This window comes from Citrobacter sp. CRE-46 (genome assembly GCF_059615875.1).
On sequence record NZ_JCAPUG010000002.1, the window covers coordinates 1 to 16319 of the forward strand.

Here is a 16319-nt window from a genome sequence, read left to right on the forward strand (position 1 = left end):
GTGGATAAGTCGTCCGGTGAGCTGGTGACACTGACACCAAACAATAACAACACCGTACAACCTGTGGCGCTGATGCGTCTGGGCGTCTTTGTACCGACCCTTAAATCACTGAAGAACAGTAAAAAAAATACACTGTCACGTACTGATGCCACGGAAGAGCTGACACGTCTTTCCCTGGCCCGTGCAGAGGGATTCGATAAGGTTGAGATCACCGGCCCCCGCCTAGATATGGATAACGATTTCAAGACCTGGGTGGGGATCATTCATTCCTTTGCCCGCCATAACGTGATTGGTGACAAAGTTGAACTGCCTTTTGTCGAGTTTGCAAAACTGTGTGGTATACCTTCAAGCCAGTCATCCCGCAGGCTGCGTGAGCGCATCAGCCCTTCCCTGAAGCGCATTGCCGGTACCGTGATTTCGTTTTCCCGTACCGATGAGAAGCACACCCGGGAATATATCACCCATCTGGTACAGTCAGCCTACTACGATACTGAGCGGGATATTGTGCAGTTACAGGCCGATCCCCGCCTGTTTGAACTGTACCAGTTTGACAGAAAAGTCCTTCTCCAGCTTAAGGCGATTAATGCCCTGAAGCGACGGGAGTCCGCCCAGGCACTCTACACCTTTATAGAGAGCCTGCCCCGGGATCCGGCACCGATATCGCTGGCGCGGCTGCGTGCACGCCTCAATCTGAAGTCTCCTGTATTTTCCCAGAACCAGACGGTCAGACGGGCAATGGAGCAGCTGCGCGGGATTGGATATCTTGATTACACGGAGATCCAGCGGGGGCGGACAAAATTCTTCTGTATTCACTACCGGCGTCCCCGGTTAAAAGCGCCGAATGATGAGAGTAAGGAAAATCCGTTGCCACCTTCACCTGCGGAAAAAGTCAGTCCGGAGATGGCGGAGAAGCTTGCCCTGCTTGAGAAACTGGGCATCACGATGGATGACCTGGAAAAACTCTTCAAATCCCGCTGAACATAAACTGTAGTCAGATAAGAGAGACTCTTTACTGACTGCAGTTTATATTAACAGGTGCAGTGAGTGATGTGCTCACTGTAGTTTATATTCAGTTTCCTGCTGTACTGTCTGTGGCTGAGCTGCCATCTGCCTGTTCCTTACATAAGTCGCCCCGTAACCCGATGCTGAGGCATTGCTTCCTTAATAAAACACGGCTTACTCACTACAGTTTATCTACCTGCTACAGCTTATGTTATGCCTGTTCTGCTTACCTCCGCTTATATAAGGAAGCGCGTATGCCGTCACTTCAGGGGGGGCAGTGTACGCAGGATCTCGGCAGCATCGCGCCCGTCACCTGTGAAAGGCACTGCCAGCGTGGCAGCCATATCCAGCGCACACACTCTGGTATAAACCTCCATCGAACGTGGATCCCTGTGACCAGCCAGTGCCTGGATGACTTTCCGGGGCTGGCGGTGATAGAGCATGTGATCCTACCCACGTAATATGGACACAGGCCTAAGCGAGGTTCTTGTTTTCAAATTGTTCCGGACTGAGGCCGCCACACCAACTGTGCCGCCGCCACCGATTGTAATCACATTCGATATAATTAAACACCGTTGCCCGCATTATTTCCCGGCTGATAAAGTGTTCTCCATGGATACATTCCACTTTCAGCGAATGAAAGAAGCTTTCCACGCAGGCATTATCGTAGCAGCAACCTTTTGCGCTCATACTTCCACGCAGATTATGCCGCTTCAGTTGCGCCTGATAATCTGCTGAACAGTACTGGCCTCCACGGTCCGTGTGAACGATAACGTTCCGGGGCCTCTTACGCCGCCACAGCGCCATCTGCAGGGCATCGCAGGCCAGTTGCGCCGTCATGCGTGGCGACATTGACCAGCCAATAACGGCACGTGACCACAGGTCAATGACCACTGCCAGATACAGCCAGCCTTCATCTGTACGTAAGTACGTGATGTCTCCTGCTCACTTCTGGTTCGGGCCACTGGCGTAAAAATCCTGCTCCAACAGATTTTCTGACACAGGCAGGCCGTGTGCGCGGTAGCTGACCGGGCTGAACTTCCGGGAGGCCTTTGCCCTCAGTCCCTGACGGCGCAGGCTTGCCGCCACGGTTTTTACGTTAAAGGGGTAACCCTGAGCACGCAGTTCATCCGTCAGGCGTGGGGCACCGTAACGCTGTTTTGACCGGGTAAAAGCCGCGAGGACAACGCTGTCGCAGTGTTGGCGGAACTGCTGACGCGTGCTTATCCTTGTCCGCCGCTGACACCACGTATACCAGCCGCTGCGGGCCACCCGGAGCACGCGGCACATTGCTTTGATGCTGAACTCAGCCTGATGTTTTTCAATAAAGACATACTTCATTTCAGGCGCTTCGCGAAGTATGTCGCGGCCTTTTGGAGGATAGCCAGCTCTTCATCCCGTTCTGCCAGCTGGCGTTTGAGACGTGCAATCTCGGTAGACATCTCCAGTTCACGTTCAGAAGACGTCTGCTGATTTTGCTGTTTACTGCGCCAGTTGTAGAGCTGTGATTCATACAGGCTGAGTTCACGGGCTGCGGCAGTAACACCGATGCGTTCAGCAAGCTTCAGGGCTTCACTGCGAAATTCAGGCGAATGCTGTTTACGGGGTTTTTTACTGGTTGATACTGTTTTTGTCATGTGAGTCACCTCTGACTGAGAGTTTACTCACTTAGCCGCGTGTCCACTATTGCTGGGTAAGATCAACTCTCCCGCAATTGCTCCATCAGCGCCCGGGCCTGCATGTGGCTGTAACTGGCCACACTGTATCGTCAGCGTACCGTTCAAACGGTACCTTTCCATGATGTCGTTGCATCCACATGTCAAAGGCATAGCGTGCACGATTTGATAAAAAAAACGCTCACGCTATACTATCATACACAGCAAATGATTATTTAGGATAATTTAATGGCTTATTTGTGACAATGCACACATTAAGTGATAAGTTTTTTGTGGAATAGTTATGGAGGGCGCTTACATGGAAGATGTTTTTATTAATAAAATAAATATAAAAATAAACCTATACAAATATACTATAGTATATGCAAAAAATAGTATCATTGTGCTAAATGACAAGATGAGAAATGAATCCGTCACAATCCCAAAAGGGAGTGTGGCCTTATTGGAACGTGGGCTGAAAATATATTTAAACATTAATAGGTTTTCAGAGAGTTCGCCATATGAAATCATTTCTTTAACGGATAATAAATTGCAGGATGTAATTAAGATATTTGATCTTTTTTATAGTGTAAGAGTAAATAAATGCAAGATGTCTCGGGGGCTTTATGATAAAGTATTTATAATAGATGGTAACTATATTAATAGACTATTATTTGATGAGGTAAGGTTTAAAGTAAAAGAAGGCGATGAACAGTATATATATGAGCTTGCTTGTCTTCTCTCTCGTGTAACTAACTTACAAAGTTTATATAATTCATTATATGTATCAGCCTCTAATTTTTTTACTGATAAAGTTAGAAAGATTATCGAAAAGGATTTATCAAAAAAGTGGAGGCTGTCTACAATATCTGATGAGCTTAATATATCTGAAGTTGCAATAAGAAAAAAATTAGACTCAGAGGGAATTAATTTTAATCAAGTATTACTGGATGCAAGAATGCAAGCAGCTGTACGTTTGATATTAAATGGGGAGTACCATGTCAATAAAATATCGACCCTAATAGGAATGTCGAGCACATCATACTTTATAAAAATATTTTCAAGTTACTACGGTACAACTCCAAAGCAGTTTTATTTATATCACAAAACTAAAAAATAATATAAGTATTATTGTTAAATCATATATGATTAATTGAGTTTATTTTTCTGACATTCTTTTGCAAAAATTAGCTCTCTTAGTTACCCAATAAATATTATCTGAATTTTGACTCAGCAGGCCTGCTTTTAACCATAGTTGGCCTGCTCGTTTATATTGAGTAAGTTTTTCTGCTTTTGATGCTAAAATAGCAACTTCTTTAAAGTTTTTCCCCATTTTATACCTTTTTCTTATGTGCTAGGTTTTTCTTATTTACCTAATAAAAATCATACTTGCTTAACTTCCACTTTGAACATTATATCTCAACAGTCAAAAAATGCTCCTTTTTCGATCTGTTAAATATGTCCCGATTTATAGACCAGTCATTATATATGACAGTTGTCCCGCCATAATTTTGAACATTAATTAGCACTCTATTAATTGATACTGAAAACTTTGAGAGTATGGAGCCGTTGAATACTGTTTTATAATAATCAGGGCCTTTATTTAATTGTGAGTAATCTGATTGAATAATTGTTAGATTGGATTGGTGTCGAATATTTTGTGGAAACAACGATTCATAACAAATAAAAGTTGAAATATCTAAATCTTTAATCGAAAAAAAAGAACTAAAGTGATGTTTTTTATCAATATTCAAATATTCTGATGTTGTTTTTTCAGGTTTGTCAAAAAAGCCTCTTTTTTCAACGAATGGTATTAGAATGTTTTTTTGTCTAATTTTAACTGAATTTTCATTTACAAAAACAGATGTAATATTATTTATATCCTTATAGCCATAAAAATTAAAAATGATAGGTTTTTTTATTTCTTTTTTTTCAAGTTGTTGAAGTAAATTTAGTGTATTTTCTTTTATGTAATCATTCTTATAACCAAAAAATATATTTTCAGAAAATACAACAAGGTCTACATTTTTTTTCATAAGGAAAGATTTGAGATCATTGTAGAATTTATCTGGTGTACCTCCATTTTTAAAGCTGCACGTTATCAGCAAGCGTTACACTCAGCGCATTGAGCGACATAATCTGAATCTGAGACAACATCTGGCAAGGCTGGGACGGAAGTCACTGTCGTTCTCAAAATCGGTGGAGCTGCATGACAAGGTCATCGGGCATTATCTGAACATAAAACACTATCAGTAAGTTGGAGTCATTACCAAATGCTCCTATCATGCTTGAGTCTTCATTCTTCTTAAAATATCAATATAATATGATTAATAGAAAGTTAACGCAAAAAACAGAAAATAAAGTCCTGCTTTTAAGTACATGCTGGTATGAGGCTTTGGGTATAAGTGAAATAATAAAAAGTCTTGGGTATGACGTTTTCTTTTCCGATAGCAATGAAAAGAAATTCGAATTTGGATTTCATTGTGATTTCTTTAAGTGCGGAAAGACTATCCGGATGGGCAAGGCATATTAAAATGATCGAGGAAATATGTAAAGATGTTTCAGGGAGTGTTCTTATACTCACCCCCGAGTACTTAAGTCAATACACTCTATTAAAAAAAGTAGGATCTCGGATACAGCCGAATGCTGTACATCGAATTCACTGACAATATGCGTTATGACACGCTGGGGACCTGCCATCGTAATGTGTTCCGCTTCTTTGGTGGTGTGCCGCGCGAAGTGTTGTATGACAATATGAAAACTGTGGTTCTGCAACGTGACGCATATCAGACCGGTCAGCACCGGTTCCATCCTTCACTGTGGCAGTTCGGCAAGGAGATGGGCTTCTCTCCCCGACTGTGTCGCCCCTTCAGGGCACAGACTAAAGGTAAGGTGGAACGGATGGTGCAGTACACCCGTAACAGTTTTTACATCCCACTAATGACTCGCCTGCGCCCGATGGGGATCACTGTCGATGTTGAAACAGCCAACCGCCACGGTCTGCGCTGGCTGCACGATGTCGCTAACCAACGAAAGCATGAAACAATCCAGGCACGTCCCTGCGATCGATGGCTCGAAGAGCAGCAGTCCATGCTGGCACTGCCTCCGGAGAAAAAAGAGTATGACGTGCATCTTGATGAAAATCTGGTGAACTTCGACAAACACCCCCTGCATCATCCACTCTCCATCTACGACTCATTCTGCAGAGGAGTGGCGTGATGATGGAACTGCAACATCAACGACTGATGGCGCTCGCCGGGCAGTTGCAACTGGAAAGCCTTATAAGCGCAGCGCCTGCGCTGTCACAACAGGCAGTAGACCAGGAATGGAGTTATATGGACTTCCTGGAGCATCTGCCTCATGAAGAAAAACTGGCACGTCATCAACGTAAACAGGCGATGTATACCCGAATGTCAGCCTTCCCGGCGGTGAAAACGTTCGAAGAGTATGACTTCACATTCGCCACCGGAGCACCGCAGAAGCAACTCCAGTCGTTACGCTCACTCAGCTTCATAGAACGTAATGAAAATATCGTATTACTGGGGTCATCAGGTGTGGGGAAAACCCATCTGGCAATAGCGATGGGCTATGAAGCAGTCCGTGCAGGTATCAAAGTTCGCTTCACAACAGCAGCAGATCTGTTACTTCAGTGATCTACGGCACAACGTCAGGGCCGTTATAAAACGACGCTTCAGCGTGGAGTAATGGCCCCCCGCCTACTCATCATTGATGAAATAGGCTATCTGCCGTTCAGTCAGGAAGAAGCAAAGCTGTTCTTCCAGGTCATCGCTAAACGTTACGAAAAGAGCGCAATGATCCTGACATCCAATCTGCCGTTCGGGCAGTGGGATCAAACGTTCGCCGATGATGCAGCGCTGACCTCAGCGATGCTGGACCGTATCTTACACCACTCACATATCGTTCAAATCAAAGGAGAAAGCTATCGACTCAGACAGAAACGAAAGGCCGGGGTTATAACAGAAGCTAATCCTGAGTAAAACGGTGGATCAATATTGGGCCGTTGGTGGAGATATAAGTGGATCACTTTTCATCCGTCGTTGACATATATTTTAAGAGAGAAAAAAATTGCAATATGTGGTGGCCCCATACACCCTCGACGAGCCTCCATCCTTTGCAGCCAAATACTCAGACTGTCAGTGCGCTTTTTCACACAGCGCATTACAGACTGCGCACCATGAATAATGAGAGTTCTCAGACTCCGATTGCCATTTTTCGTCACAGAAGACAGGCGCTGTTTTCCGCTCGAACAGTGCTGGCGGGAACCAGTCCACACCACGCCGATAATTCTCGCCCACTCGAGAACTGTGTAGCATCAACTTCGCTGAGAAACACTGCTGCAATCAGGGAACCGACGCCCGAGATTGTTAATAGATGGCGGTACGCGATTTGTTGTGATGACAGCGCTGCAATTTCGCTATCCAGACTGGTAATTCGTTCATTTAATGCCTGCATATCTTCCCGAAGCGAAGACAACAGTCGACGAAGGGTGCATGTCAGGCTGTTTGAGGCATCTTCAATCAGCTCCGGTAGCTGTTGTTAGAGACGCTGGATTCCTACAGGAATAGTGAAACCATATTCAGAGAGCAGAGAACGAACCTGGTTGGCCAGCTTCGCTCTCTGCTCAACTATCAGTTGGCGCGTGTTCCGAAGCTCCTTGATATCCTGCTGTTCTGTGGTTTTTACAGAAACAAAGTGAATATCCGGGCGAAATGCTGTCTCACAAATTGTCAACACATCATTGGCATCATTTTTCTGGCTACGGACAAAAGCTTTTACGTGTTGTGCGTGGATGAGTCTGACGCAATAAGCCCATAGATGTGAAGGTTCGTCCCCAAAGATGCGAAGTGACGCAGATTTCCATAGCAACAAGAGTTCCAGGTTCAAACTGTCGGATAGGATCCAGCAATTTAGAACGAGAGATTTTTTTGTTCTATGCGACGGAGCCATCGACCATCCAGATGCAGACCTAGGCAATATCAATACCAATAACTCTGACCGTGCTCATGTGATTTACTCCCGTAGCAAACACAGACAGTAAAAGTATGGCACTGTCTGCTTAGGGAAGGGCGTCCATCACATCACTACTGTGCGTAATCCCTCGCCACTGGCCATGCCGGCAGCGTTGAATCAGAGTGGGCTGTTGATTGTATGCATGATGCCCTGATCTGTGGTCGTCGTTATACTATCTATCGACAAATTAATGTGAGCCTAGATGCTTTTTTATTCTTTTCTGCTAAGTCAAATGGAGCATTACAATAACGTTGATTATCATCACCCCATTTTACTATTAATGTTCCTTTCTCAGGCAAACCACTCATCCAGACTAGTCCATTTTCAGAAACAATATTGCTAATAATATTTTCAGAGTCTCCTGATGAAACTGAAACAACTCCCCCAAAAGGAACAAAATCGCCATTATCACGAATCAAACTAATAAGAGCCTTATGTCCGGATACAACATTAAACTTAGATGTTACTAATGCCCCTCTTGAGGGAGTAACAACAGTATCAGAGCTGATAATTTCAGTTTTATCATCTACTCTATTAACATCTAAGGATATAGAGTTCTTTCTATATGGTGATAAATTTGGAACAATTGCCAAACCGTTACTATCAGTATATATGCCAACTCCTCTTTTGACTTTAATTTTTCCAACTCCACTTGTGTCTACTAATGCATTAGCTCCGTCAAGAGATAACAATTGAGAAAAAGTCACGCCCTTAGAATGTAGCACCAATCCACCATTTGCACTTAGCTGCAATTGATGCCCTTCATTTTGGTGTGACCAAGTTGATTGTATTTCACCCTTAGATGTTCGGTATCGTAAAGTAGCATTTCCTGCTTTTGCATTACTATTCCCTCTTTGTAAGCCCTCTGCGATACTATAATATATAGTTTGATCTGCAAGTGAACCATTTAAACCAACTTGAGATGTCGTGTTGCTCCCTGAATTATATATACTTGTATACATAGAGGTATTATTATATTTAGAAAAAACACTAAATGGAATCGATATAGAACCATAAACAGATTTATCTGCATTTTTATATTGTTGTTGCTTGTTGTAATTTAAGGACAGACTAGACGATATACCTTTAAAAGGTAAAGAGTAACTAGCTCTGTACTGATACCCTAGATCATCGTTTTTATATACTCCCCAATCTGCCATCAAATTGACTTGCCCTAAACTCCCGATATTTTGTAAGAGTTGAAGAGAGTACTTGCTACTTAACCCATACTGAAATGATTGATGATCATAAATTTTGTTCTGTTGATATTCATTAAATGAGTAATAATTATCTGAATTGTACCAACTGCCATTAAAATTGATGTATGTGTCTGTAGAGTCGAAATTTGTCGAATACATAAATCGAATTAAATTACCATCGATAATTTCAGATTTTTTTGAAAAATCATCTGCTCTAGAATAACTTGTATCAAAAGAAAATGCGCCTAATGAGCTTATATATTTACCGATACCAAAGGTCCCTGCATGATAATCTTCTGCAGCGATCAGCCCACCATATAATGTCGTATCCCAGCCAATCCCCCATGCAGTAGAGTAATATATAAACGACGGCATATCGGTGTTTGAAGTTCCAACTGTACGATACTGACCAAGAGCTGCGTGGTAACGAATACGGCCTTTTCGTTGAAGGACTGGTAATGTCGAAGACGATTGCGTGTATCTCCTGACATCTCCATTAGACTCATGTATCTCTACTTCCATATTTCCGCCATACAGAGGAAACACATCTTGCAACTCAAATGGACCTGCAGGAACATCTCCTTGCCATATGATTATATCATTTTGCCTGATAATTACCTGAGAAGGGGTATAAGCAACTCCCTGAACAACAGGACTATAGGTACTCATCCATGGTGCAATCATTCCGTCATCTGATGCTACAGAAATACCTTCGAATGGAAAAGAATCCAATATTCCATCATTTATAGATGTCTGACCAATTGTAAATTGCCCACCCTGTCCCGTACTGAAGTCATGCTGAGCAAATGTATTTAAATTTGTCCACCCATTTTCTTTAGAGTTCCAATAACCATTATGCCTTACTCGCCAACCACCAATATTAAATCCAGTGTTAATTGAAAGAGACTGATTATCATAATTTGAAAAATCATATTTTTGTTGCAAGTTAGAATAGCGATAGTTAATTAACAAAGCTGTTTCACCATCGTCCCATGATTGAGGCGGAATATCAGACCACTCAGGTCTATAAAGTGATGCTTGTGGTATATTCAAATAAAGAGATTGCTTGTTTTTATCAAACTTACTTTTAAACCCTATAATTTCACTTTCAAGTAAATCTGAACTTAACTTATCTTTTGATGTACCTATTTTTTCAATATTAACCCCCCATTTCTTAAGATAAGAAATGGGAAATACTGGAATTACCTTTTCGAGTTTATTAGGTATAAAGCTGAGTTTTTCTCTTCCCATAAAATCATTATTAATAAATATATCAACCTCATACTCACCAGGAAGAAAACCATCTGCTCGAGAAAAATACTTCAAGTTTGGAGCTGTTTTTTTGTCATTATTACTATCACCGAAATGGATAAATGCTGGATCAAAATCATATGTAGTTAATTGTTCTGAATGCACTGAATGTGTTGTAAAAAAAACAAACAAGGCTACTGGGGAAAATTTCATATTTATAGTCATTTTTATAAGCTCTATAATTAAAATATTACTTTTTTCTCATTACTCATTCCACCAAAGTCATTTATCAATGAGTACGATATTGAACTTGCATTTTTTTCAGTAATTGATTCATTAGAAAAAGGCTTAATCATTACCGTCTTGTTTGATGGAATGTTATTAATCACCATTCTACCTATCGTTGCAAAATAAGGTGTTGGATTATAAAATGTGATATCCTCCCCATTTTTTACTATTGATATCCTATCAATAATCCTTCCTACTTCTTTTTGATTATTAATTTCTTTTGGCCTATATATCAATTTTATTTTTGTATTAAGAGCCATTTGAATATATACACCCTTTTTCTTGGGGGGAATAGCAAGTACATTAATCGAAAAAATACTTTCCCGGTCTTTTGGTAGCAATTCAACCTCATCAAGCTTATTAATACGGAATTGAACGCTACTCTCAGGATCTATTCTATTCAAAGGAGGCGTTATAAAGAACGGTACTTTTTCTTCACTATCTGTATAATAGTTGCTAACATAGGCCTTTAATAACAAAACCATATCTTCTGAGGTATTTTTCGCGGTAATTGAAATACTATTGTTGGCTTCATCAAAAATAGCCCTAGAAACATCTAAGCTAATACCTTTGGAGTTTGAAAAGGCACTATTAGAAAAAATAAAAATGAAAATAAAAATAACGTTCCGTATCATCCTCCCCCTCCTTAAATTTATACAGGTACAATATTTATAAAAATATGATAAAGGCATATAAATATGCCTTTATCATCTACTATGATATCTCTGCTATATAATTAGTCGTAGCTAACGGTATATCTAATAATAGTATTAAATGCGCCACCATTCCATTGTTTCCCGTCCGCCATTAGAGGACCTCCTCGTTTAACTAACGCGACATAAGCGGGAACAGTTAAACCTCCTTGATCGTTGGTTGAACCTAAATTAGCTTCACGCCCATCCAAATACCACTCAGTGGCAAAATTCTCAGTGGCGGAGAAGCTAATCCCCATCCCTTGAATTAATTTACCATCGGCAGTGCGAGCCAAGGCTTGGAGTGGATTACCTTGTGCCAAGTCATCTGCTGTTACTGTATATTTCATTTGAGTTTGAGCTGGACAATTAGCTAATACAAAGTTCCCCTGTCCTTTTACTTGGTATTTTTGACTGTGACTATAACTGTTCCAATCTGACATACTAATAGGATCAAAATTGATATCTGATGGCCATTGTGTAACCGTACAAGTTGATGCTACGAATGAACCACTAATATTTGCTTGGGATGAACCTACCTGATTAGCTGCAGCCATGGATGAGGTTGATACACCCATCATGCATGCCAAGAAAACAACGCGAGCGATTGTTTTTTTATTCACAATAAACTCCTAGAATCTAGAACTAGATTAAATTTAATTATGCCGAAGCCATTTCATTTTATTTCCTTTTGTCTTTGTGTCAAATCCTCAACTTATAACTAACAAAACCATTTAGTGGACGATCGCCATACACAAAAAGCATTATTTGTTTAACAAAGCATTATTTAAACCAATGCAGAACTATAAATATATCTCATCCCTACACACACACATCTATCCCGCTCGAATAGAAGATATCACAATGTTATTTTTTTACCCCAAAATCATACCATTATTGAGTAAATCAAATATCGGGAAAATATCTCCGTAGTGGGTAATGCCAGTCAGTTAAGCAACTGACTGGCTATTTTTCGGAGCAGTGGGGTATTTCCAGGGCCTCTCCTTTACCACTCTCGGGAAGGCCCTTTCCCTTCTTGTCGGTAATTTCACAAGTTGTCCCATACTTGCAAGATCGCGCATCAGCTCCGGTATACGTCCCGGTGAAGCGCCCTGCAATGTCATCAGCATTCTCATCACCATTTCGCATGACTCTGAGAAACTCAGTTGATTCGGCCAGTAACCTTTCAGATGTGTAAGCGACTCGTCAGAACCGTATTGATATTTACTGAGAGCTCAGATCAACTTTCCAGGGCAACAGATCGCGTACCCGGTTTGCCGGCCAGTCCTGGATATGTTCAATGACGTAACGCAGCCACTTTTCTGGCTCCACATTGTTCAGACGGCATGTGCCGATCAGCGAGTACAACACCGCCGCATGTTCACCACCGCTGTCGGAACCCGCGAACATCCAGTTTTTCCGGCCTACGGCCACTCCCCGTAAGGCGTTCTCTGCGATGTTGTTGTCGATTTCCACCCAGCCATTACTGCAGTACACGTTCAGTGCATCCCACTGTTTCAGCAGGTATGCGAACGCTTTTGCCGTATCTGAGTGACGCGACAGTGTTTTCATCTGTTGCTGTATCCAGTCATACAGTGACTGCATCAGTGGCGCGGCTCTGGCTTTTCTTGCCGCCAGACGCTGTTCTGCTGAACAGCCCCGGACCTCTGCCTCGATGGCATACAGTTCACCGATACGCTGCAGGGCTTCCGTGGTGATGTAGGTGGGCGCTCTTGCATGCACATCGTGGATTTTTCTCCGGGCATGAGCCATACACGCGGCTTCCGTTATTCTGCCGGATTCGTATAACGCCCGGTAACCACCGTAAGCATCGGCCTGAAGCACACCGCTGTAACCGGCCAGGTGATTTTGTGGATGGATACCTTTCCGGTCCGGACTGTACGCGAACCAGACCGCCGGGGGCATCTGTGAACCGGCGTTACGGTCATCACGGACGTAGACCCACAGCCGGGCTGTCCGGGTTTTACCGCTGCCCGGCTCCTGGACCGGGACGGGGATATCATCAGCATGGACTTTACCGGGCATCAGCACATACTGGCGCAGGACGTCATACAGCGGCTCCAGCAGTTCAGCAACAGCACCTGTCCAGCGCCCCAGTGTGGCACGGCTCAGCTCCACTCCCTGACGACGGTATATTTCTGACTGGCGGTATAACGGCAGATGGTCTGCATATTTCCCGGTGACAACATGGGCCAGAAGCCCCGCTCCGGCATAACTGCGTGCAATGGGTTTTGAAGGTACTGGTGCCTGCACGATATGGTCGCACCGGCAACAGGCCTGTTTCGGACGTTGTGTTTCGATAACCTTAAAGGCGCTGCTGATAAGCTCCAGTTGCTCTGACACATCACATCCCAGAGAACTGAGTTCACCACCACAGGCAGGACAGCATTCCTCTTCCGGCCGGATAACCCGGGTTTCACGGGGAAGTGAGGCCGGTAACGGTTTACGGGCTGAAGACTGGCGCAGGGCGGATGGCAGTACCGGGTCATATTGCTCACCCAGCGTTTCCGCCATTTCTTCCTGAAGTGCGCTGATTCGCTCCTGTGCTTCCTGTATCTGCCGTTCGGTTTTTGCACGAAGTTTTTCTGAGCTTTTACCGAACTGCATACGTTGCAGTTTCGCAACCAGCGCCTTCAGCCGGTTGATTTCGGAAGCATAAGCCGCCACCCGCTGTGAGAGCAGGCGGTTGTATTCAGCCATCTGGCGGATGGTGTCCTGTTGCGTCTGCAACAGTGCCCGCAGGCGGGCGTTCTCATGAGCAAGTGAGGTGTCCATATCCTCACTTTACAACGGGTTATATGCGGATTCCAGCGCGTTCCGTTCGTTTCGGGTGCTTCCAGTTGATACCTTCAAGAAGCATGGATAACTGAGCCGGAGTAAGGTGCACCTTGCCGTCACGGGTGACTGGCCAGACGAAGCGGCCCCGCTCCAGGCGTTTGGTGAAGAGGCACAGTCCGTCACTGTCAGCCCACAACACTTTTATCTGGTCACCCCGGCGTCCGCGGAAGATGAACAGGTGTCCGGAGAACGGGTCATCCTTCAGGACGTTCTGAACTTTTGATGCCAGGCCGTTAAAGCCATTTCGCATATCGGTGATACCTGCAACCAGCCAGATACGCGAACCTGCAGGGAGAGATATCATCAGTGGCTGCTCCCTTTTATTTCGCGGATAAGTGTCTGTAATAACGCCGGCGTCAGTTTACCTTTAAGCCTGAGAGTTCCGGCCGGCAGAACCAGCTCACAACACAGACTGTCGGACGGTGTATTTATCTGCTCTGGTTCCTGTGCGGGGGCCGGGATTTTATTATCCGGCTCCGGCGTTAACGTCACGGGAAGCAGTGCCGGCATATTTTTTCCGGAAGGCAGCAGGCCACCTTTCCGGTATTGATGGCGCCAGTTGAAGAGCAGGTTATCGTTGATTCCGTTTTCCCGGGCGATCTGCGCCACACAGGCTCCGGGCTGCAGTGACTGCTCCACTAAGGCGATTTTAAACTCATAAGGGAAGTTGGGCCGCCGGGGACGTTTTTTTACCACGGGGGCTTCGGATATAACGGTGCTTTCAGGACGTACGACTGGTACCGTGGAAAATTGTCCGTAAAGGCAGGCATCAAGTTCCTGCTCCGACATGCCTGCGGGCAAAGGCCACGAAAGGCCAGCTCTCCGAAAGCGCACGAACATACTACAAACTGTTGATTTTGGTACACCCAGGCGACGCCCGGCCACAACCCGGGGTAAATGTTCTTCAAAGTGAAGACGTAAAGCTTCAGTGATCCAGGTCCGGTGTTTCATACGATAGTGTCCATTAAAAATGATGGACATTATTTTTGTAGAGCCGGAGGAAACAGACCAGACGGTTTAAATGAGCCGGTTACAGAGGTGAAACGGGTAAGAGAAAACGAGCGCAATAAGATACGCGAAAAACAACTTCAGGCATTAAATGATGCTCATTCAGTAAAGGAACGTTAATCCTGTTTTCCTGTTAAAAGCCTCCATCTCTTATTTGTGCTGTGGTTTTAAGAATGGCACTGCGTGATATATCCACGGCCCACAGACTGATATTTTCCTTTTTTAAACGCACTAAGGAATACTCATATGAGTAATAACCCACTTGAGACCGTCACTCAGGCGGTTAATTCACTGCTGACTGCGCTTAAATTACCAGATGAATCCTCTCAGGCTAATCAGATCCTCGGTGAGATGAGCTTCCCGCAGTTCAGCCGTCTGCTGCCGTACCGTGATTACAATCAGGAGTCCGGCCTGTTCATGAATGACACCACGATGGGCTTTATGCTGGAAGCCATTCCTATCGGCACTGTTGCAAAGTTAGCGATGAGGCAGCCTTTTGTCTTATTCAAAGGCCTTACATTTCAAAAACTCTGCTTACCAGGCGCATTTCGCCCAGGGGATCACCATAATAAAATGCTGAGGCCTGGCCTTTGCGTAGTGCACGCATCACCTCAATACCTTTGATGGTGGCGTAAGCCGTCTTCATGGATTTAAATCCCAGCGTGGCGCCGATTATCCGTTTCAGTTTGCCATGATCGCATTCAATCACGTTGTTCCGGTACTTAATCTGTCGGTGTTCAACGTCAGACGGGCACCGGCCTTCGCGTTTGAGCAGAGCAAGCGCGCGACCATAGGCGGGCGCTTTATCCGTGTTGATGAATCGCGGGATCTGCCACTTCTTCACGTTGTTGAGGATTTTACCCAGAAACCGGTATGCAGCTTTGCTGTTACGACGGGAGGAGAGATAAAAATCGACAGTGCGGCCCCGGCTGTCGACGGCCCGGTACAGATACGCCCAGCGGCCATTGACCTTCACGTAGGTTTCATCCATGTGCCACGGGCAAAGATCGGAAGGGTTACGCCAGTACCAGCGCAGCCGTTTTTCCATTTCAGGCGCATAACGCTGAACCCAGCGGTAAATCGTGGAGTGATCGACATTCACTCCGCGTTCAGCCAGCATCTCCTGCAGCTCACGGTAACTGATGCCGTATTTGCAGTACCAGCGTACGGCCCACAGAATGATGTCACGCTGAAAATGCCGGCCTTTGAATGGGTTCATGTGCAGCTCCATCAGCAAAAGGGGATGATAAGTTTATCACCACCGACTATTTGCAACAGTGCCGAAAAAACAACAAGAACGCCCATTCCGGTGACAAACAGCACGCAAGACAGTC

The 16319-nt window shown here is 44.3% G+C and carries 12 protein-coding genes and 9 pseudogenes; 7 read left to right on the forward strand and 14 right to left on the reverse strand.

Annotated features, from left to right (window positions below; genetic code table 11):
- The coding region (locus tag AC534G_RS25410) for a RepB family plasmid replication initiator protein (RefSeq protein ID WP_496594613.1) at nucleotides 1-978 on the forward strand (978 nt) is incomplete at its 5' end.
- A gap of 284 nt (nucleotides 979-1262) precedes the next feature.
- On the opposite strand, the pseudogene AC534G_RS25415 reads toward AC534G_RS25410, so the two are convergent.
- Nucleotides 1263-1448, reverse strand: a pseudogene (locus AC534G_RS25415) (tyrosine-type recombinase/integrase); the annotation flags it as partial.
- 28 nt (nucleotides 1449-1476) lie between these two features.
- A pseudogene (locus AC534G_RS25420) lies at nucleotides 1477-2639 on the reverse strand (IS3-like element IS3 family transposase).
- 337 nt (nucleotides 2640-2976) lie between these two features.
- Here AC534G_RS25420 and AC534G_RS25425 point away from each other — a divergent pair.
- A complete protein-coding gene (locus AC534G_RS25425; RefSeq protein ID WP_496594614.1) occupies nucleotides 2977-3777 on the forward strand; it encodes a helix-turn-helix domain-containing protein in 801 nt (266 codons plus the stop codon).
- A 39-nt stretch (nucleotides 3778-3816) separates the two neighbouring features.
- Here the strand turns inward: AC534G_RS25425 and AC534G_RS25430 are convergent, their stop codons facing one another.
- Entirely contained in the window at nucleotides 3817-3990 is a 174-nt protein-coding gene (locus AC534G_RS25430; protein ID WP_126681163.1) for an ANR family transcriptional regulator, read from the reverse strand.
- Nucleotides 3991-4069: 79 nt separating this feature from the next.
- On the reverse strand, nucleotides 4070-4693 hold the full coding sequence (locus AC534G_RS25435) for a carbon-nitrogen hydrolase family protein (RefSeq protein ID WP_261452505.1): 624 nt from the start codon (nucleotides 4691-4693) through the stop codon (nucleotides 4070-4072).
- A gap of 52 nt (nucleotides 4694-4745) precedes the next feature.
- Between AC534G_RS25435 and AC534G_RS25440 the strand changes: the two are divergent.
- From AC534G_RS25440 to istB, 3 pseudogenes are all read left to right on the forward strand, one after another.
- Nucleotides 4746-4913: pseudogene (locus AC534G_RS25440) on the forward strand (IS1 family transposase); the annotation flags it as partial.
- A 372-nt stretch (nucleotides 4914-5285) separates the two neighbouring features.
- A pseudogene (gene istA / locus AC534G_RS25445) lies at nucleotides 5286-5876 on the forward strand (IS21-like element IS100 family transposase); the annotation flags it as partial.
- Nucleotides 5873-6655: pseudogene (istB, locus tag AC534G_RS25450) on the forward strand (IS21-like element helper ATPase IstB). The pseudogenes istA and istB, both read left to right, overlap by 4 nt.
- A gap of 50 nt (nucleotides 6656-6705) precedes the next feature.
- Here the strand turns inward: istB and AC534G_RS25455 are convergent.
- Both AC534G_RS25455 and AC534G_RS25460 read right to left on the reverse strand, forming a co-directional pair.
- A pseudogene (locus AC534G_RS25455) lies at nucleotides 6706-7130 on the reverse strand (transposase).
- 84 nt (nucleotides 7131-7214) lie between these two features.
- The gene (locus AC534G_RS25460; RefSeq protein ID WP_250186648.1) at nucleotides 7215-7625 is read right to left on the reverse strand and encodes an IS110 family transposase; all 411 of its coding nucleotides are present in this window, start codon (nucleotides 7623-7625) and stop codon (nucleotides 7215-7217) included.
- A gap of 139 nt (nucleotides 7626-7764) precedes the next feature.
- Here AC534G_RS25460 and AC534G_RS25465 point away from each other — a divergent pair.
- A pseudogene (locus AC534G_RS25465) lies at nucleotides 7765-7880 on the forward strand (IS3 family transposase); the annotation flags it as partial.
- Here the strand turns inward: AC534G_RS25465 and AC534G_RS25470 are convergent.
- The 7 genes and pseudogenes from AC534G_RS25470 to tnpA form a co-directional block, all read right to left on the reverse strand.
- The gene (locus tag AC534G_RS25470) at nucleotides 7865-10363 is read right to left on the reverse strand and encodes a fimbria/pilus outer membrane usher protein (RefSeq protein WP_126681172.1); all 2499 of its coding nucleotides are present in this window, start codon (nucleotides 10361-10363) and stop codon (nucleotides 7865-7867) included. The pseudogene AC534G_RS25465 and the gene AC534G_RS25470 sit on opposite strands and share 16 nt — an antisense overlap.
- A gap of 17 nt (nucleotides 10364-10380) precedes the next feature.
- Nucleotides 10381-11061, reverse strand: a complete 681-nt coding sequence (locus AC534G_RS25475) for a fimbrial biogenesis chaperone (RefSeq protein WP_164722535.1) — start codon at nucleotides 11059-11061, stop codon at nucleotides 10381-10383.
- Nucleotides 11062-11162: 101 nt separating this feature from the next.
- Nucleotides 11163-11741, reverse strand: coding sequence for a fimbrial protein (locus AC534G_RS25480; RefSeq protein WP_496594615.1), 579 nt, complete (start codon nucleotides 11739-11741; stop codon nucleotides 11163-11165).
- Nucleotides 11742-12068: 327 nt separating this feature from the next.
- Nucleotides 12069-12314: pseudogene (locus tag AC534G_RS25485) on the reverse strand (IS4 family transposase); the annotation flags it as partial.
- A 28-nt stretch (nucleotides 12315-12342) separates the two neighbouring features.
- Nucleotides 12343-13914 (reverse strand): IS66-like element ISCro1 family transposase, encoded by a 1572-nt coding sequence (locus AC534G_RS25490; RefSeq protein WP_000381395.1) that lies wholly within the window; start codon nucleotides 13912-13914, stop codon nucleotides 12343-12345.
- A gap of 19 nt (nucleotides 13915-13933) precedes the next feature.
- Nucleotides 13934-14281 (reverse strand): IS66 family insertion sequence element accessory protein TnpB, encoded by a 348-nt coding sequence (gene tnpB / locus AC534G_RS25495; RefSeq protein WP_000624622.1) that lies wholly within the window; start codon nucleotides 14279-14281, stop codon nucleotides 13934-13936.
- Nucleotides 14281-14958: an IS66-like element accessory protein TnpA gene (gene tnpA, locus AC534G_RS25500; RefSeq protein WP_001339397.1), complete on the reverse strand. Its 678-nt coding sequence runs from the start codon at nucleotides 14956-14958 to the stop codon at nucleotides 14281-14283. Before tnpA ends, tnpB begins: the two co-directional genes overlap by 1 nt.
- A 273-nt stretch (nucleotides 14959-15231) precedes the next feature.
- Between tnpA and AC534G_RS25505 the strand changes: the two are divergent.
- A pseudogene (locus AC534G_RS25505) lies at nucleotides 15232-15447 on the forward strand (TraC family protein); the annotation flags it as partial.
- Between the two features lie 52 nt (nucleotides 15448-15499).
- Here the strand turns inward: AC534G_RS25505 and AC534G_RS25510 are convergent.
- Nucleotides 15500-16204 carry an IS6-like element IS26 family transposase gene (locus tag AC534G_RS25510; RefSeq protein WP_001067855.1) on the reverse strand — a complete coding sequence of 235 codons (705 nt, stop codon included), beginning with the start codon at nucleotides 16202-16204 and terminating at the stop codon, nucleotides 15500-15502.
- Between the last annotated feature and the right edge of the window lie 115 nt (nucleotides 16205-16319).